Origin of the sequence: Pseudomonas sp. Sample_22, assembly GCF_004307635.1 — a bacterium.
Taxonomy (GTDB): domain Bacteria; phylum Pseudomonadota; class Gammaproteobacteria; order Pseudomonadales; family Pseudomonadaceae; genus Aquipseudomonas.
The window spans coordinates 86,613-102,602 of record NZ_RCNY01000074.1 but is presented as its reverse complement, the minus strand read 5'-3'; the positions used below and the strand labels follow the sequence as shown (position 1 = coordinate 102,602).

The following is a 15,990-nucleotide window of genomic DNA, read 5'->3' as shown; positions in this document are numbered from 1 at the left end:
CTCTCAATCGACCCCGGCGGCAGCGCATTTTCGGGGCCGGCACCTGCGTTCATTTCCGTAGACGGCGGCATTCCGCCCTTGTCGACGGGCGCGTCGTTGCCGGCATACACCGACACAGAATCCAGCGACAACAACCCGGCTACCGTCACCGCAGTCAATGTTGACCTGTTCATGACGAATCTCCTCAGAAAGTTGCTTACCTGATTTCTGGCAGCAGCCACTTTTCAAGGGTGCCGCTCAATCGACGAGCGGCTATGTGGCGTAGGAACATTAACTGGGTTCGCCCGAATTATCCTTGCCGGCAATGTCCGGGTCTTTGGGGATGGCCTCAACATCCGTGCGCTTCACATCTTCGTTGGGAACTTGCTCGATCCCGGCATCCTCGTCGGGTGGGCGCTGGTCACGGCTCAGGGGATCGGTCGGTGAAGGCAGCGGATACTCCGGGGTGTCGTCGATGTCGGAATCTTTCGGGTCAGGGATCATGGTGCACCTCGCAAAGAGCCTGAAATGCAGGCTCTGAACGTTTGAGATATCCACAAGGCCCCGGGTTCTATCTGCAAGACAACCGGTCACCGCCGCAGTGGCGCGCAATCAATCCTCTTCCCCGTCTTCATCCTCATCTTCAAACTCGAGGTTTCCGACGTCGCCGGCGTCATCGGAGTCGTTCAGCGGTACGGTCGCATCGTCCATCAGGGAACCAGGGTCTTCGTTGCCGGGGTCGTTGATAAAGGGCAAACCGCTCGGGCCTTTCTCTTCATTGCCTTCGGTTTCGGGAGTCATGGCGAACCTCAATTGTGCAGGGGTGTATGAAGTTCGAGGCGACTGACTGCCAAAACGTTCCTGAGGTATAGCCAGAAATGAAAAACCCGGCGCTTGGCCGGGTTCTTACATTGATAGCCGCTGTATCAATGATTTTTGTGTTTGTTCTTGTGCTTGTTCTTGTGTTTATGTCCGCCGCCAGAATGGGAGCTGTCGTTGCCATCCCCCAGATTGTTACCAACGGCGCCTCCAGCTGCACCGCCCAGGCCTGCGCCGATGGTAGAACCCGTCCTGCCGCCAAGGCTGTTGCCGATTACCGAGCCACTTGCCGAACCAAGACCACCACCAATCGCTGCTTCCGTCCGGCTACCTTTTTCCGCGCCAACCGCACTACCGGCCGCGCCGCCCACACCGGCACCAATCGCGGCCCCGGTGCTGCCACCCATCTGACCACCGACTACGTTGCCCAGTGCACCGCCAAGTCCACCACCTACCGCTGCCGTACCGTCACCGGCCGCCAACGCCGCTTGAGAGAGGAACAATCCAAAAACAATCGCGGGCAACTTCATACGTAGAGCACTCAGGCTTACAACTGCATCGCCTTTGGTTTTCGGGTTCATGGCACGCCTCATTCTTCGGGGGTATGCAAGATTGGAGGGATTACACCGAGAAACGTTCAATAACCAAAAAGCCCGGCATTAGGCCGGGCTCTTTCGAAGCATCATTTGTGATCAGTGACGCTTGTGACCCTTGGCCAGGTTGCTGCCTACGCCGCCGCCCAGAGCGCCACCCAGGCCTGCACCGATGGTCGAACCGGTCTTGCCGCCCAAGCTGTTGCCGATCACCGAACCACCGGCAGCACCCACGCCACCGCCGATGGCAGCGCTGGTACGGTGGCCTTTTTTAGCCGCAACCGCACTGCCTGCTGCGCCTGCAACACCAGCACCAATGGCTGCACCAGTGCTGCCGCCCATGCTCTGGCCTACGACGTTACCCAGCGCACCGCCCAAACCGCCACCGATGGCGGCAGTGCCGTCACCAGCCATTGCACCTTGAGCAACCAGAAGACCCAGAACCAGAGCAGGCAGTGTGAAACGCATGACAAAAACCTCAAAAATAGGGGTGTATACGAAAGGGGCGAGATTGAATGCTTTAGAGGAGAAAATGTCCAGACATGCGCGCGCTCAACCTCGTTATTAGCGACGGTTGGACAGCATTTTTCGGAAAGGTTTTATGACAGGCAAAAAAAAGCCCGCTGGGGAACGGGCAGGGTGTTGCTTCTAACGGATGAGTTGAGCCTACGTAGGTCCTTGTGAAAACTTTGTGAAAAAAAACCGGGTTAAAAAAACATTCACACAATGTCACCCGCATAAAAAACCCCGCTCGATGACGGGGTCTGCTCAATGTCCATTATTTCCTGGTCGGCGCCGAAACCCTGGGCAGGAATTTGCCCTTCAGCACCCGACAAGCCCGGGTCTTGATCTTGTCTACCTCGGTCTGGTCCTCACCAAAGCTGGCTACATACTGCGTCTGGCCGCACTGTACATAGTTGTTGATCGGATACTCTGCGCCGTCGTCTTCAATATACGGATCAGCCATCTCTTCACCCCTCTGCTCAAAAGCGGGATCGACACCGGCAAGCCCAATTGCCTGAAAAAATATCGATCACCAAGGATTTTGAGACTAGCCGGTCATTACTGGACTTGCCGTTCAGATCGTAGCGCGCCCGACGAGTGGCCAAATGCCAATCACCGAAGCTTGACCGCCGTACCCGTGACAAAAACCACCACCATCCCACCCTTCCCGGCCGGCATGCTGATTTCATAATCGAGCCCCACCACCGCATCCGCCTGCAGCGCCCGCGCCCGCTCCTTGATCTCTTCAGTGGCCTGGATGCGCGCTTCTTTCAATGCGCGCTCCAGCGTCTGCGAGCGCCCACCAAAGATATCCCGCATCCCGGCAAACATATCGCGAATCACGTTGACGCCCTGCACCGACTCGGCACTGACGATATCGAGGTAAGCAGTGATTTGCCGACCTTCGATGGAATGGGTGGTAGTGGTGATCATTGGGGTTCCTGTTTATTCAAATATTGAAGCGCATGCACGCTGCGCGACATGAATGCTGCGTCGCCAACTCTGATCGGGAGCGTATGACAGACGTGGAATCAGAGGAGCTTGACCAACACCACAGTTACCGTCGCCACTGTGCCAATCAGCCCTGTAGCGACCGCAACCGGGTACCAGAAAGTTTCTCGGGTCATCTTGCCAGCCTCAGCATTCAACTTGCGCTGCTGCGCCATCAGCTTGACGATCTCCACATGAATTTTTTCCAGCTCTGCCTGCTTCATGGTGAGTTCCGGCATAGCGTGCGCGTATCCGTCCTGATGAAGGGGCAAGCCAGGTTGCGCTGCCCTTTGATTCATCTTGTACCCTAACCAAGGCACAAAACGAATCCCCTGCGGGAATGCCTTTATCAACAGCTGAATCTATCCAGGCGTCTAAATACACGGATCTCCAACGCACCGTCCTACACGTCGATCCAACGTCCTACACCAAATTCAGAAGCACCTTCATTTCTACTTTGGAAAATCAACCACCAGAAACAACAAAACCCCTGGTTTCTTTCGAAACCAGGGGTTTTGCTTACATCGAATTTGGCGGTGAAGGAGAGATTCGAACTCTCGATACAGTTTCCTGTATACACACTTTCCAGGCGTGCTCCTTAAGCCACTCGGACACTTCACCGTATCTCTTCAAACATGTTCTGTCTGTCGAGGCGCGCTAATGTAGTCGAAAGCATTTCTGATGGCAAACATTTTTTTCAGAATTTTCATGCGGTTAACGCAGTTGCCCGATTGCGATCGCTCAAAGACATGGCAAACCGGCCAATCTCCGGCTTCGCGCCCACCTCTATATAGAGGGGAATGCGCGGCAGGTGCGGCGAGCTACGCTTGCCGGGCGGGTAAAGGGTGACTGGTGGGTCAGTCACGGTGCTTTACCTGGCCGGTGGCGGTGAGTAACGTCTGCCCTACTTTACTGAAAGGAATAGCGTCATGAGTGAGTTGATTTCCTACCATCTCGAAGACGGTATCGCGACCCTGACCTTGAGCAATGGCAAGGTCAATGCCATCTCCCCGGACGTGATTGCCGCCTTCAACGCTGCGCTGGATCAGGCGGTGACTGATCGCGCGGTGGTGATCATTACCGGGCAGCCAGGGATTTTGTCCGGTGGCTATGACTTGAAGGTGATGACGTCCGGCCCTAAAGAAGCCGTGGCATTGGTGACGTCCGGCTCGACGCTGGCCCGCCGCCTGTTGTCGCATCCGTTCCCGGTAATCGTGGCCTGCCCTGGGCATGCCGTGGCCAAAGGTGCGTTCCTGCTGTTGTCCGCCGACTACCGCATCGGTGTCGAAGGCCCGTTCAGCATCGGTCTGAACGAAGTGCAGATCGGCATGACCATGCACCATGCGGGCATCGAGATTGCTCGTGATCGCCTGGGCAAAGCGGCGCTGCAACGTTCGGTGGTCAACGGTGAAATGTTCAATCCGCAAACCGCTGTGGATGCCGGGTTCCTCGACGTGGTGGTAGCAGCCGAAGAGCTCCAAGGCGCTGCGCTGGCGGCGGCTCGTCAGTTGAAGAAGATCAACATGACGGCCCACAAGAACACCAAGTTGAAGGTTCGCAAATCGTTGCTGGAGGCTCTGGACAACGCCATCATCCAGGACCAGGAGCATTTGGGTTAAGCCCGGCTCCGCGTCAGCGAAAAGCCCGACCGTCGTGTCGGGCTTTTTCATTCAGGCATCTACGAAAAGCAGGTAACCGCTCTAGAACAAGTCTCACCCAAGATTCAGAAACATGTACTCAAACATCGGCCAACTTCCGACTCTATAGCCGCAATTGCCGAAAACAGTGCACATCCGTACACTGCGCCACCTTTTGTCCCGGTGGGCCTGAAAATGCTGTTTGTTTTACGTATGTCATTGATGGGCCTGCACTTTGTTGTAGCGGGTGTGCTGGGCGTCATTCTCGGCCTGTGTCGTCCGTTCAATCCGGACAACAGCCGCCTGTGCGCACGCCTTTATGCGTGGCCGGCGATGTGTATTTTGCGTTTGCGGGTGAAGGCCGAAGTCGGGCCGTTGATGGATAAACCCGACAGTTGCGTGATCATTGCCAACCACCAGTCCAACTACGACCTGTTCGTTTTCGGCAACGTAGTCCCCCGCCGCACCGTGTGCATCGGCAAGAAGAGTCTGAAGTGGGTCCCGTTGTTCGGTCAGTTGTTCTGGCTGGCCGGTAACGTTTTGATCGACCGTGGCAATGCGCAGAAGGCCCGCCAGTCGATGTTGACCACCACCCACACCCTGCAAAACGAAGACACCTCGATCTGGGTGTTCCCGGAAGGCACGCGCAATCTGGGCGAAGCGTTGCTGCCGTTCAAGAAAGGCGCGTTCCAGATGGCCATTGCCGCGGGAGTGCCGATCGTGCCGGTGTGTGTCAGTAGCTACGTCAAGCACATGCGATTGAACCGCTGGCGCAGTGGGAAAATTCTGATCCGTTCGTTGCCAGCGATTCCCACCGCGGGCTTAAGCCTTGATGACATGCCGATGCTGATGGCCCAGTGTCGTGAACAGATGCGCGAATGCATCGATTCGATGGACCGGCAACTGCAATCGGCCTGAAAAGAAACCCGCCCTGTGCGGGTTTTCTTTTGCCGGTGAACTGTGCAGATTTCACTGACTCTCAAGCAGCAGACAAGGCTAAGCTGAACATGCCTGCCACGGCCATTTGCCAATTGAAAGCTGCCAAGAAGAAGTGAACCAAGACCATGGGTAGAGTTGTTGCTGCTGCGGTTTATAGCGCGGGTAAAAAGGTCACCAATATTACCCTCGACGAAGGCGCGGCCTGGGCTGCAAAGCCTGGTCACTTTGTCTGGATCGGCCTTGAAGAGCCGAACGAAGAGGAACTGTACAACCTGCAACGCCAGTTCAACCTGCACGAACTGGCCATCGAAGACGCCCTGGAAAAACACAGTCGCCCGAAACTGGAAACGTTCGGCGATGCGCTCTTCATCGTCACGTACTCTCCGATTATGGAAGACGGCAAACTCAAGTTCATCGAGACCCACATTTTTGCCGGCAATGGTTACATCATCACTGCGCGTAACGGTCATTCGGCGTCCTACGCCTACGTCCGACAGCGTTGTGAAGCGCGCCCGCTGTTACTGGAGCACGGGGAAGATTTCGTCCTCTACGCCATCCTCGATTTCGTGATTGAAAACTACCAGCCGATGGGCGAAGCGATTCACGCCAGGATCGATGAGCTGGAACGCAACGTCATGTGTGGCTCGTTGAATGAACGTGACATCCAGAATCTTCACAGCCTGCGCCGCGATGTGCTGCGCCTGCGCCGTTATGCGGCGCCCATGGTGGAGATCGGCGAGGAACTGCAAAAACTGAACTTTCCCTTTATCGACAAGAACATGCGCCCGTATTTCCGCGATGTGCAGATTCATGTAACCCGGCAGTTGGAAGACCTGACGACCCTGGCGGATATCGCCAGCCAGACCATCGAAGTTGGGGTGCTGCTGGAGGCGTCGCGCCAAAGTGTGGTGCAGCGCAAATTCGCTGCATGGGCGGCGATCCTGGCGTTCCCGACCGCGGTGGCGGGGATCTACGGGATGAACTTTCAGAACATGCCCGAACTGACCTGGCATTACGGTTACTTCGGTGTGCTGGGGTTTATTGCGGTGGGTTGCGTGGGTTTATGGACGAGTTTCAAGAAGTCGGGTTGGCTTTGAATTCTCGGCGAATGCTTCGCACTCGGTCGCAAGCAAGCCTCGCTCGCACAGGTATTGCAATAGTCCTGCGCAAGCGAGGTATTAACTGATTAAACGGTTTCTGGCTTGTGCGCCACAAAACGCATCATCCACTCGGCTACCGTGGTGCCGTGGTGCTCGCTGTCCAGGCTCGCGATACCTTTCGAATACACCTGCTCGCCCAGCGCTTGCTGACGGATCTCCAGCAAGGCGCGGGAATAGTCGTGAATGAATTCTGGATGGCCCTGGAAGCACAGCACCTGATCGTTGATGTGGTACGCGGCAAACGGGCAGAAATCGCTGGATGCAATCACCGTGGCGTTTTCCGGCAATGAGGTGACCTGGTCCTGATGGCTGATCAACAGGGTCAACTCTTCACGCACCGGGTTCAGCCACGGCGCCTTGGCAGCAAGCTTGTATTTGTGCGTGCCGACGCCCCAGCCCTGGCTCGCGCGTTCGCTCTTGCCGCCGAGCAACAAGGCCAGCAACTGGTGGCCGAAACACACGCCCAACAGTTTGTCGCCGCGCTTGTAGCGGGTCAGCAGATAGTCCTTGAGGGTTTGAATCCATGGGTCGGTGCCGAAGGAATCGGCCTTGCTGCCGGTGACCAGGTAAGCGTCGAAGGTCAGGTCATCACTCGGGTATTCACCCTGCACCACGTTGTAGATCGTGAAATCGGCGGCAATCGGTTGCTGCGAAAACAGGCGCTTGAACATCTGCCCGTAGCCCTGATACTGGTCGACCAATTCTGGACGCAGGTTGTCGGTTTCCAGAATGCAGATGCGTAACGACATAAAAAATACCTGACACGTGATGGGAATAATGCACACCCCAGAGCCTGCCTTGAAACACGGTATCAAGGCAAGCCCTTCGGTGCGTCACCTGTCCCTTAGAACGCCTCCCCTTTGGCAGCCTTTTCCAGCAGTAGCGCCGGTGGTGCGAAGCGCTGGCCGTATTGCCCGGCCAGGTATTGGGCACGCGCGACGAAATCGTTGATCCCGTACTGGTTGATAAACTGCAGCGCACCACCGGTCCAGGGGGCAAAACCGATACCGAAGATCGATCCAACGTTGGCATCGGCCGTCGAGGTCAGCACACCTTCCTCCACGCAGCGTACGGTTTCGATGGCTTGAACGAACAGCAGGCGATCGCGTACGTCCTTCGGTGAAATCTGTCCCTCGGCCTTCTCGAAACGGGTTCTCAATTCCGGCCAAAGATGTTTTTGGCCACCGGCTGGATACTCGTAAAAACCGCCCCCGGCGGCCTTGCCCGGCCGCTTGTATTCGTTGAGCAACAAGTCAATCACGGCGAACGCCGGGTGCTCGATCAGCGGTTTCCCTTCTGCCTGAAGGTCTTTGGCGGTTTGCTGGCGGATATGGTTCATCAAGCTGAGTGAAACTTCGTCAGAGATCGCCAGAGGACCGACAGGCATGCCGGCCTTGCGCGCTTCGGTCTCGATCATCGGCGCGCTGACGCCTTCGCCGAGCATGGCGATGCCTTCGTTGGTAAAGGTGCCGAACACCCGCGAAGTGAAGAAACCACGACTGTCGTTGACCACAATCGGGGTCTTTTTGATTTGCAGGACGAAATCGAAGCCGCGCGCCAGTGTTTCGTCGCTGGTGTTGGCGCCCTTGATGATCTCCACCAAGGGCATTTTTTCCACGGGACTGAAGAAATGCAGACCGATGAACTTGCTCTGGTCCGGCACCGCGGTGGCGAGACCACTGATCGGCAGGGTCGAGGTATTGGAGGCGATCACCGCGTCCGTGCCGACGACTTTCTGCGCGGCCAACGAGACCTTGGCTTTCAACTCTCGATCTTCAAACACCGCTTCGATGATCAGGTCGCAGCCCGCCAGGTCGGCATCGTTTTCCGTGGGATGAATGCGCGCCAGCACAGTTTCACGTTGCTCGACGCTCATCTGCCCGCGCGCCACTTTTTTGTCCAGCAGCGCGGCCGAGTGCGCCTTGCCCTTCTCGGCAGCCGCAAGGTTGAGATCCTTGAGCACCACGTCGATACCCGCCGATGCACTGACGAACGCGATACCCGCGCCCATCATGCCCGCACCCAGCACGCCGACCTTGCGGGTGGCATAAGGCGCAAAACCTTGAGGCCGGGAACCGCCGGCATTGATTTCGTTAAGTTGGAACCAGAAAGTGCCGATCAGGTTTTTCGACACTTGGCCGGTGGTCAGTTCGGTGAAATAACGGGTTTCGATCAGGTGCGCGGTATCGAAATCCACCTGTGCACCCTCGACTGCCGCACAGAGGATTTTTTCGGGAGCGGGCATCGTGCCCTGGGTTTTGCTGCGCAGGATCGACGGAGCAATCGCCAGCATCTGCGCGACCTTGGGGTTGGACGGCGTGCCACCGGGAATCTGATAGCCCTTCACATCCCAACGTTGCACCGCGCCGGGATTGGCAAGAATCCACGCCCGCGCCTTGGCCAGCAGTTCGTTGTGGTCCGCTGCCAGTTCATCGATCAATCCCGCCAGCAACGCCTGCTGTGGCCGGACTTTTTTACCTTCGAGCAAGTACGGCAAGGCTTTTTCCAGGCCGAGCATGCGCACCATGCGCACCACCCCGCCACCGCCCGGCAACAGACCCAGGGTCACTTCCGGCAGGCCGAGCTGCACCGACGGATTGTCCAGCGCTACCCGGTGATGGCAGGCCAGGCAGATTTCCCAGCCACCGCCGAGTGCCGCGCCGTTGATGGCGGCGACCACCGGTTTACCGAGGGTCTCCAGGGTGCGCAGCTGGCCTTTGAGGGTCAGCACCATGTCGTAAAAGGCTTTGGCTTCGGGTTTGCCGACCTTGATCAGCTCATTGAGGTCACCGCCGGCGAAGAAGGTTTTTTTCGCCGACGTGATGATCACGCCAGCGATGTTGTTTTTGTCGCTGACCAGGCGGGCGACGCAGTCTGCCATGGCTTCGCGGTACACCGCGTTCATGGTGTTGGCGCTCTGGCCCGGCATGTCGATGGTCAGGACGACGATCTGGTCCTGGCCCTTTTCGTAACGAATGGCTTGGCTCATAAACAGGTTCCTTGAAGGCGAGGCTCAGAGGCGTTCGATGATGGTGGCAATGCCCATGCCGCCGCCGACACACAGGGTCGCGAGGCCATAACGCTGACGCCGCACCTCCAGTTCATCGAGCAAGGTGCCGAGGATCGCGCAACCGGTAGCGCCCAGCGGATGGCCCATGGCGATGGAGCCGCCGTTGACGTTGACCTTTTGCGGGTCGACGGCCATGTCCTTGATGAACTTCAACACCACGGAGGCAAAAGCCTCGTTGACCTCGAACAGGTCGATGTCTTCTACCCGCAACCCGGCCTTGGCCAACGCCTTGCGCGTCGCTGGCGCGGGGCCGGTGAGCATGATGGTCGGGTCAGTGCTGGTGACCGCCGTGGCGACGATCCGCGCCCGGGGTTGCAAGCCGAGCGCCCGGCCCTTGGCTTCGGAACCGATCAACATCAATGCCGCACCATCGACAATTCCCGAACTGTTGCCCGGGGTGTGGACATGGTTGATCCGCTCCACATGGCTGTAGACCCGCAGCGCCGTGGCGTCGAAGCCCATCTGCCCGATCATTTCGAAGCTCGGCTTGAGCTTGGCCAGCCCTTCCAGGGTCGATTCGGCACGGATGAATTCATCATGATCAAGCAGGATGATGCCGTTCTGATCCTGCACTGGCACCAGCGATTTGTTGAACGAGCCATCGGCCCGCGCTCGCGCGGCTTTCTGTTGCGAGTGCAGTGCGTAGTCATCGACGTCCTCACGACTGAACCCTTCCAGGGTGGCAATCAGGTCGGCGCCCACGCCTTGCGGCGTGAAATGGCTGTGCAGGTTGGTGGCAGGGTCCAATGCCCATGCCCCACCGTCGCTGCCCATCGGCACTCGCGACATCGACTCGACGCCGCCAACGACCACCAGGTCTTCAAACCCGGAGCGCACTTTCATCGCCCCCAGGTTCACCGCCTCCAGTCCGGACGCGCAGAATCGATTGATCTGCACACCGGCTACGCTGACGTCCCAATCCGCCACTTGCGCGGCGGTTTTGGCGATATCGGAGCCTTGATCGCCGATCGGCGTCACGCAGCCAAGGACCACGTCATCGACCTGACTGGTATCCAGGGCCGTTCGCTGTTGCAGCGCCGTGAGCAATCCTGCGACCAGGTTCACCGGTTTCACGCTGTGCAGGGCGCCGTCGGCCTTGCCTTTACCACGGGGCGTGCGTAATGCGTCGAAAATCAAAGCTTGGGTCATGACGTCCTCGAAGCGCGATGCAGATGGGGAAAACACAGCTGCCACTCTTGGCCCAGGGCGCGATGGTTTCAATGACCGCAACGCTCACAGAAGTTGACGGTCACGCTCAGACGGACGGTCATCCCTGGCTCGGTGAACCGGTGCAGGACGCGCAGGTGTCTAGCAAAAGGCCGCCCAAGAAGCTGGCAATAGGCCTCATGCCGTTTTGATAGCGATTTTCGAGAACACCATACTAAATGGATCTAAACCAAGTGTGACGCGGGCTCTAAGGTGAAGGTGTACGAAGTTGTCGTCGGGTTTTGCCGAGGCGCTCGTGCTACAGGAAGTGCATCGCGCTGCCGTCATGGAGATATGCAGGCAGGCATCAGGAAATAACAATAAAGGCGGTCAAGCCATGTTCAAACAATCGAAAGTTCGTCAAGCCGGGCTCATTCTTTTCGCCACCACGCTGTTGTTAATCGTGCCGAACCTGACGAAGGTGATCGGCTGAATCAAGCGCCAGAGTTAATTATCGCCACATAAAAATGTGACTGGCTCGCTACCCGGGCCAGCGTGGCTGTGCCAACCTTTGGGGCACTTCCACGACATGGACGGCGATCCTTTGAAAACGCTCATTCTGTTCGGGGCTTTGCTGCTCAGCACGCCCTCGTATGCCGCACAGCTCAACCTGGAGCTGGGCGCGGTTGGCCGCACCTGGCAAACCGAGGAGTTGCTCAAGCATCCTCAGATCCAGACCATTACCATCGCCAATGACGTTTCCTACAAGCGCGACATGAGCTATCGCGCCGTGCCCTTGGCCGCCTTGTTGACCGGTATCAAGCCTGACGATCACCTGCAAGCCGTGGCGCTTGACGGTTTTGCCGCTGAACTGGCGGCTGCGCCCCTGCTCAACAGCGAGGGAGCTCGCGCCTGGCTGGCAATTGAAGACCCCGCCAAACCCTGGCCGCCACTTTCCGAAGGCAAGCACAGCGCCGGGCCGTTTTATCTGGTCTGGACCGATCCGCGGGCGGGCAATATCAGCCCGGAACAATGGCCGTTCGAAGTCGCCAGCATCAAGCGCCTGGCCCCGGTGGCCGAGCGCTTCCCTGCCCTGCTGCCGGACCCTGCCTTAAAGGCCGACGATCCGGTCAACAAGGGTTTTGCGTTGTTCCAGAAAAACTGCCTGGCCTGCCATCGGTTGAACGGTGCCGGGGATGCGCAGTTCGGACCGGACCTGAACATTCCGTACAACCCCACCGAATATTTCGGCGCTGACTTCCTCAAGCGCTACATCCGCGATCCGCAGAGCTTGCGCCAGTGGCCGCAGGCAAAAATGCCGGGGTTTTCGGCCGAGGTTTTGCCGGATGAGGATCTGCAGATGTTGGTGGGGTATTTGAAGCATATGACAGGGCGTAAGGTTAAGCCCTGACATGCATTTCTGTGGAAGCCAGCCTGCAGGCGATCGCCGCGGGCAAGCCCCACAGTGATTTGTGGTGCCACAGATTTCGCGACCGACTTCACACCCTGTGGGAGCTGGCTTGCCAGCGATGGCGAACTGCCGGTTACTGAAATAGTGTCTGAACCACCGCAATCGCGGGCAAGCCCGCTCCCACAGGGTTCTGCGGTGTCCTGGCTTACTGTTGTTGCACGGAAATCACTGGCGCAGGCGTTGGGGTAACCAGGACCTTGGCATGCATCTGCTCACACCCGCCGCCCCGACGCATGCCGCGAACCGGGCAGGCATCCAGGTAATCAAGGCCCACCGCCAGTTTCAGGTGACGTTCGGGGCGCGCCAGTTGGTTGGTCACGTCGAAGCTGTACCAGGCGTCATCGAGCCAGGCTTCAGCCCAGGCGTGACTGGCCAGGTGCTCGCTGTTTTCGCTGTACAGATAACCCGACACATACCGCGCCGGAATGCCCAGGCTGCGGGCGCAGGCAAGGAATGCGTGAGTGTGGTCCTGGCACACGCCTGAACGCCCGGCGAAGGCTTGTGCGGCGCTGGTGTCCACTTCGGTAGCGCCCGGCGTGTAGGTCATGTGCTGGTTCAGGCCATGCATCAAGTCGATCAGTGCCGTACGGTCCCGACGTTGCTTGCACTCTTTTTCGGCAAACGCACGCATTGCCGCGTCAGCCTCGGTCAAGCGGGTAAAGCGCAGGAACGGCAGCGCCGACTGGCTCTCGTGCTCGGCTTCGCGCAGTTCGTCGATGTCGACCTGGCCCCGGGCGCCGATAATGATCGCCTCATGGGGTTCGTCCATGGTCAGTACGTGCAGGATGTTGCCGAACGGATCGAGTTGCGCACGCACCGGGCGCGGCAGGTCGAGCTGCCAACTGAGCACGTGCTGGCGCTCGCTGTCGTGGGGTGTCAGTCGCAGGTACTGGATGCTCGCCCGCACCTGATCTTCGTAGTGATAGGTGGTCTCGTGGCTTATGGAAAGTCTCATGCAGCCTCCAGGTAGGAACTGTGAATCGCGTTGCCCAACTGGCGCACCAGCGGGATGAACTCGGTCAGCCAGGCGTGCAGGCCTTCGTCGAGAATTTCGGTGATGCCGGTGTAACGAAGCCTCGCGTCGATTTCCGCCGCCAGACGTTGCGCGGGCCGGCCGTTAGCCCCTGGTAGCTGGGCGAGAATCTGGTCGATCTCCTCGGTGCAGGCACGCAGGGAGCGTGGGACATCCGCCCGCAATAACAGTAATTCGGCGACATGCCGCGCACCGGGAGCGTCACGGTAGATTTCGGTGTAGGCCTCGAAGGACGACAGTGCCCGCAGCAGCGCACTCCACTGGTAATAGGCGTGAGCCGTGCCGTCGCTGACCGCTTCGGCCTGATCGCCGGCCATTTCGTAACGGGCGTCGAGCAGGCGCAACGTGTTGTCGGCCCTTTCGATAAAGGTGCCCAGGCGAATGAAGCGAAAGGCGTCGTTACGCATGATGGTGCCGTAGGACGCACCTCGGAACAGGTGGGAACGCTCCTTGATCCACTCGCAGAAACGGCTCATGCCGTAGCGGCTGAGGCCTTGTTCGGCGATCCCGCGAATTTCCAGCCAGGTGGCGTTGATGTTTTCCCACATGTCGGCGGTGATTCGCCCACGCACCGCATGGGCACTGGCCCGTGCGGCGCCGAGACAACTGTAAATGCTGGCCGGGTTGGCTGCGTCCAGGGCGAAGAAATGCAGCAACCGCTCGGCGTGCAATTCGCCGTGGCGTTCGAGGTAATCGTCCAGCGTGCCGGTAATCAGCAGCGGCATGGCCAGTTCGTGCAAACCGTTGCCACGGCCATCCTGTGGCATCAGTGACAACGAGTAACTGATGTCGAGCATCCGCGCGAGGTTTTCCGCGCGCTCCAGGTAACGCGACATCCAATACAAATCCGAGGCAGTTCTACTTAACATGACAGGCTTCCTTCAATCCTCGACCACCCAGGTGTCCTTGGTTCCGCCACCCTGGGAGGAATTCACCACCAGGGAGCCTTCACGCAGGGCGACACGGGTCAAACCGCCGGGCACGACCCGGGTTTCACGGCCTGACAATACAAACGGCCGCAAATCGATATGGCGCGGTGCGATACCGTTTTCGACAAAGGTCGGACAGGTCGACAGCGACAGCGTCGGTTGCGCGATATACGCGTGGGGCTTGGCGATGATGCGCGCGCGGAAGGCTTCGATTTCCGCAGCCGTCGCCGCCGGCCCCACCAGCATTCCGTAACCGCCGGAGCCTTGGGTTTCCTTGACCACCAGTTCTGGAAGATTGGCCAGCACGTGGGAAAGTTCAGAAGGATTACGGCACTGCCACGTAGGAACGTTCTTGAGGATCGGCTCTTCATCCAGATAGAAACGGATCATGTCGGTGACAAACGGATACACCGATTTGTCGTCCGCCACCCCCGTGCCGATGGCGTTGGCCAACACGACGTTGCCGGAACGGTAAGACGACAGCAGCCCCGGCACACCGAGCATCGAATCCGGATTGAACGCCAGCGGATCGAGGAACGCATCGTCCAGGCGACGGTAGATCACGTCGACGGCTTTGGGGCCGTCGGTGGTGCGCATGTAGACCTTGTCGTCGCGCACGAACAAGTCCGCGCCCTCCACCAGCTCAACGCCCATTTCCCGTGCCAGGAACGCATGTTCAAAGAATGCGCTGTTGAAGCGCCCCGGCGTCAGGACGACCACGCTCGGGTTGTCGATCGGGCTGGAGCTTTTCAGGGTGTCGAGCAACAGGTTCGGGTAGTGGTCGATGGGGGCGATGCGTTGTGCCGCGAACAGTTCGGGGAACAGACGCATCATCATCTTGCGGTCTTCAAGCATGTAGCTGACGCCGCTCGGTGTCCGCAGGTTGTCCTCAAGCACGTAGTACGTGCCGTCACCGTCGCGCACCAGATCGACACCGGAAATGTGCGAATAGATATCGCGATGCAAATCCAGCCCCTGCATCGCCAACTGGTATTGCTCGTTGGCCAGCACCTGTTCGGCTGGAATGATCCCGGCCTTGATGATGCGTTGCTCGTGGTAGAGATCGGCGAGGAACATGTTCAACGCCTTGACCCGCTGAATGCAGCCGCGCTCGACAACGCGCCACTCACTGGCAGGGATGCTGCGGGGGATGGTGTCGAAGGGAATCAGGCGCTCTGTCCCCTGCTCATCACCGTAGAGCGTGAAAGTAATCCCGGCGCGATGAAATAACAGATCGGCCTCGCGTCGCCGTTGCGCCAAAAGCTCGTCAGGCGTTTCGGCCAGCCAACGGGCAAACTCCCGATAATGCGGACGGACCTGGCCGCCGGCATCGTACATCTCATCAAAATAGGTGCGGATCATGCCGTACTCCTTGTCACCCGGACATGCAGGCCTTCGCAAGGCCCGTGCCATCGGCATAAACGCTTTGATTTCAATCGGTTGGATTATCAACGCGGATTCGCCGCACCAATCCTGTGCGGCAAACGCCCCAACCTGATCGCCCCCGCTTCATTGCAAGGCGCTGTTGTCGCCTATCACCAGCATAGTCAGAGTTGATTTCACTGCCCGGTTAACGCTGGGGATAATCCGCTCATTCGCTGAAAAGCTGACTCAACTTCCCTTTAGCCGCCCTTTTTGGGCGGTTTTTTTTGCCTGTTCGAAATGTTGTGAATCAAATACGCGATCAAAAACGAAAACGGCCAACCCAAAGGTCAGCCGT

General features: G+C 58.4%; 18 protein-coding genes and 1 tRNA gene. 5 read left to right on the top strand and 14 right to left on the bottom strand.

Features of this window, described 5'->3' with window-relative positions; all coding sequences use genetic code 11:
• Window positions 1-270: 270 nt before the first annotated feature.
• The 8 genes from D8U73_RS19210 to D8U73_RS19175 all read right to left on the bottom strand — a co-directional run bounded on the left by D8U73_RS19210 (window position 271) and on the right by D8U73_RS19175 (window position 3,506).
• Window positions 271-483, bottom strand: coding sequence for a hypothetical protein (locus tag D8U73_RS19210; RefSeq protein WP_056853802.1), 213 nt, complete (start codon window positions 481-483; stop codon window positions 271-273).
• Window positions 484-591: 108 nt separating this feature from the next.
• Window positions 592-780 carry a hypothetical protein gene (locus tag D8U73_RS19205; RefSeq protein WP_056853803.1) on the bottom strand — a complete coding sequence of 63 codons (189 nt, stop codon included), beginning with the start codon at window positions 778-780 and terminating at the stop codon, window positions 592-594.
• Window positions 781-905: 125 nt separating this feature from the next.
• Complete coding sequence (locus D8U73_RS19200) at window positions 906-1,379, bottom strand: glycine zipper domain-containing protein (protein ID WP_130905438.1); 474 nt, start codon at window positions 1,377-1,379, stop codon at window positions 906-908.
• A 111-nt stretch (window positions 1,380-1,490) separates the two neighbouring features.
• A complete protein-coding gene (locus D8U73_RS19195) occupies window positions 1,491-1,859 on the bottom strand; it encodes a hypothetical protein (RefSeq protein WP_034150136.1) in 369 nt (122 codons plus the stop codon).
• Window positions 1,860-2,169: 310 nt separating this feature from the next.
• On the bottom strand, window positions 2,170-2,358 hold the full coding sequence (locus D8U73_RS19190) for a hypothetical protein (protein WP_056853805.1): 189 nt from the start codon (window positions 2,356-2,358) through the stop codon (window positions 2,170-2,172).
• Between the two features lie 149 nt (window positions 2,359-2,507).
• The gene (locus tag D8U73_RS19185; protein ID WP_056853806.1) at window positions 2,508-2,828 is read right to left on the bottom strand and encodes a YbjQ family protein; all 321 of its coding nucleotides are present in this window, start codon (window positions 2,826-2,828) and stop codon (window positions 2,508-2,510) included.
• A gap of 98 nt (window positions 2,829-2,926) precedes the next feature.
• Complete coding sequence (locus D8U73_RS19180) at window positions 2,927-3,109, bottom strand: hypothetical protein (RefSeq protein ID WP_130905437.1); 183 nt, start codon at window positions 3,107-3,109, stop codon at window positions 2,927-2,929.
• Between the two features lie 307 nt (window positions 3,110-3,416).
• A tRNA-Ser gene (locus D8U73_RS19175) sits at window positions 3,417-3,506 on the bottom strand.
• A gap of 308 nt (window positions 3,507-3,814) precedes the next feature.
• Between D8U73_RS19175 and D8U73_RS19170 the strand changes: the two genes are divergently transcribed.
• The 3 genes from D8U73_RS19170 (at window position 3,815) to D8U73_RS19160 (ending at window position 6,558) form a co-directional block, all read left to right on the top strand.
• Window positions 3,815-4,504, top strand: a complete 690-nt coding sequence (locus tag D8U73_RS19170) for a crotonase/enoyl-CoA hydratase family protein (protein WP_130905436.1) — start codon at window positions 3,815-3,817, stop codon at window positions 4,502-4,504.
• A 213-nt stretch (window positions 4,505-4,717) separates the two neighbouring features.
• A complete protein-coding gene (locus D8U73_RS19165) occupies window positions 4,718-5,440 on the top strand; it encodes a 1-acylglycerol-3-phosphate O-acyltransferase (protein ID WP_056853808.1) in 723 nt (240 codons plus the stop codon).
• A 146-nt stretch (window positions 5,441-5,586) separates the two neighbouring features.
• Entirely contained in the window at window positions 5,587-6,558 is a 972-nt protein-coding gene (locus D8U73_RS19160; protein WP_130905435.1) for a magnesium and cobalt transport protein CorA, read from the top strand.
• Between the two features lie 89 nt (window positions 6,559-6,647).
• On the opposite strand, the gene D8U73_RS19155 is transcribed toward D8U73_RS19160, so the two are convergent.
• The 3 genes from D8U73_RS19155 to D8U73_RS19145 form a co-directional block, all read right to left on the bottom strand.
• Complete coding sequence (locus D8U73_RS19155; RefSeq protein WP_056853810.1) at window positions 6,648-7,370, bottom strand: amidotransferase; 723 nt, start codon at window positions 7,368-7,370, stop codon at window positions 6,648-6,650.
• Window positions 7,371-7,465: 95 nt separating this feature from the next.
• Window positions 7,466-9,610: a 3-hydroxyacyl-CoA dehydrogenase NAD-binding domain-containing protein gene (locus D8U73_RS19150; protein WP_130905434.1), complete on the bottom strand. Its 2,145-nt coding sequence runs from the start codon at window positions 9,608-9,610 to the stop codon at window positions 7,466-7,468.
• 24 nt (window positions 9,611-9,634) lie between these two features.
• On the bottom strand, window positions 9,635-10,840 hold the full coding sequence (locus D8U73_RS19145) for an acetyl-CoA C-acetyltransferase (RefSeq protein ID WP_130905433.1): 1,206 nt from the start codon (window positions 10,838-10,840) through the stop codon (window positions 9,635-9,637).
• A gap of 286 nt (window positions 10,841-11,126) precedes the next feature.
• Here D8U73_RS19145 and D8U73_RS19140 point away from each other — a divergent pair, with 286 nt between their 5' ends.
• Window positions 11,127-11,330, top strand: a complete 204-nt coding sequence (locus D8U73_RS19140; RefSeq protein WP_130905432.1) for a hypothetical protein — start codon at window positions 11,127-11,129, stop codon at window positions 11,328-11,330.
• A 96-nt stretch (window positions 11,331-11,426) separates the two neighbouring features.
• Window positions 11,427-12,248 (top strand): cytochrome c, encoded by an 822-nt coding sequence (locus tag D8U73_RS19135; protein WP_130905431.1) that lies wholly within the window; start codon window positions 11,427-11,429, stop codon window positions 12,246-12,248.
• A 205-nt stretch (window positions 12,249-12,453) separates the two neighbouring features.
• Here the strand turns inward: D8U73_RS19135 and D8U73_RS19130 are convergent, their stop codons facing one another.
• Genes D8U73_RS19130 through D8U73_RS19120 form a run of 3 tightly spaced genes read right to left on the bottom strand, consistent with a single transcriptional unit; the run spans window position 12,454 to window position 15,632 of the window.
• Complete coding sequence (locus tag D8U73_RS19130) at window positions 12,454-13,263, bottom strand: transglutaminase family protein (RefSeq protein WP_130905430.1); 810 nt, start codon at window positions 13,261-13,263, stop codon at window positions 12,454-12,456.
• Window positions 13,260-14,210 carry an alpha-E domain-containing protein gene (locus D8U73_RS19125; protein WP_056853816.1) on the bottom strand — a complete coding sequence of 317 codons (951 nt, stop codon included), beginning with the start codon at window positions 14,208-14,210 and terminating at the stop codon, window positions 13,260-13,262. Before D8U73_RS19125 ends, D8U73_RS19130 begins: the two co-directional genes overlap by 4 nt.
• A 12-nt stretch (window positions 14,211-14,222) precedes the next feature.
• Window positions 14,223-15,632 carry a circularly permuted type 2 ATP-grasp protein gene (locus D8U73_RS19120; protein WP_056853817.1) on the bottom strand — a complete coding sequence of 470 codons (1,410 nt, stop codon included), beginning with the start codon at window positions 15,630-15,632 and terminating at the stop codon, window positions 14,223-14,225.
• Window positions 15,633-15,990: the final 358 nt, after the last annotated feature.

Coding starts and splice junctions, on each gene's coding strand:
- D8U73_RS19210 (WP_056853802.1), bottom strand. CDS start 483: ATGATCCCTGACCCGAAAGATTCCGACATCGACGACACCCCGGAGTAT.
- D8U73_RS19170 (WP_130905436.1), top strand. CDS start 3,815: ATGAGTGAGTTGATTTCCTACCATCTCGAAGACGGTATCGCGACCCTG.
- D8U73_RS19135 (WP_130905431.1), top strand. CDS start 11,427: ATGGACGGCGATCCTTTGAAAACGCTCATTCTGTTCGGGGCTTTGCTG.
- D8U73_RS19180 (WP_130905437.1), bottom strand. CDS start 3,109: ATGAAGCAGGCAGAGCTGGAAAAAATTCATGTGGAGATCGTCAAGCTG.
- D8U73_RS19120 (WP_056853817.1), bottom strand. CDS start 15,632: ATGATCCGCACCTATTTTGATGAGATGTACGATGCCGGCGGCCAGGTC.
- D8U73_RS19205 (WP_056853803.1), bottom strand. CDS start 780: ATGACTCCCGAAACCGAAGGCAATGAAGAGAAAGGCCCGAGCGGTTTG.
- D8U73_RS19130 (WP_130905430.1), bottom strand. CDS start 13,263: ATGAGACTTTCCATAAGCCACGAGACCACCTATCACTACGAAGATCAG.
- D8U73_RS19195 (WP_034150136.1), bottom strand. CDS start 1,859: ATGCGTTTCACACTGCCTGCTCTGGTTCTGGGTCTTCTGGTTGCTCAA.
- D8U73_RS19125 (WP_056853816.1), bottom strand. CDS start 14,210: ATGTTAAGTAGAACTGCCTCGGATTTGTATTGGATGTCGCGTTACCTG.
- D8U73_RS19165 (WP_056853808.1), top strand. CDS start 4,718: ATGCTGTTTGTTTTACGTATGTCATTGATGGGCCTGCACTTTGTTGTA.
- D8U73_RS19160 (WP_130905435.1), top strand. CDS start 5,587: ATGGGTAGAGTTGTTGCTGCTGCGGTTTATAGCGCGGGTAAAAAGGTC.
- D8U73_RS19145 (WP_130905433.1), bottom strand. CDS start 10,840: ATGACCCAAGCTTTGATTTTCGACGCATTACGCACGCCCCGTGGTAAA.
- D8U73_RS19150 (WP_130905434.1), bottom strand. CDS start 9,610: ATGAGCCAAGCCATTCGTTACGAAAAGGGCCAGGACCAGATCGTCGTC.
- D8U73_RS19190 (WP_056853805.1), bottom strand. CDS start 2,358: ATGGCTGATCCGTATATTGAAGACGACGGCGCAGAGTATCCGATCAAC.
- D8U73_RS19185 (WP_056853806.1), bottom strand. CDS start 2,828: ATGATCACCACTACCACCCATTCCATCGAAGGTCGGCAAATCACTGCT.
- D8U73_RS19155 (WP_056853810.1), bottom strand. CDS start 7,370: ATGTCGTTACGCATCTGCATTCTGGAAACCGACAACCTGCGTCCAGAA.
- D8U73_RS19200 (WP_130905438.1), bottom strand. CDS start 1,379: ATGAACCCGAAAACCAAAGGCGATGCAGTTGTAAGCCTGAGTGCTCTA.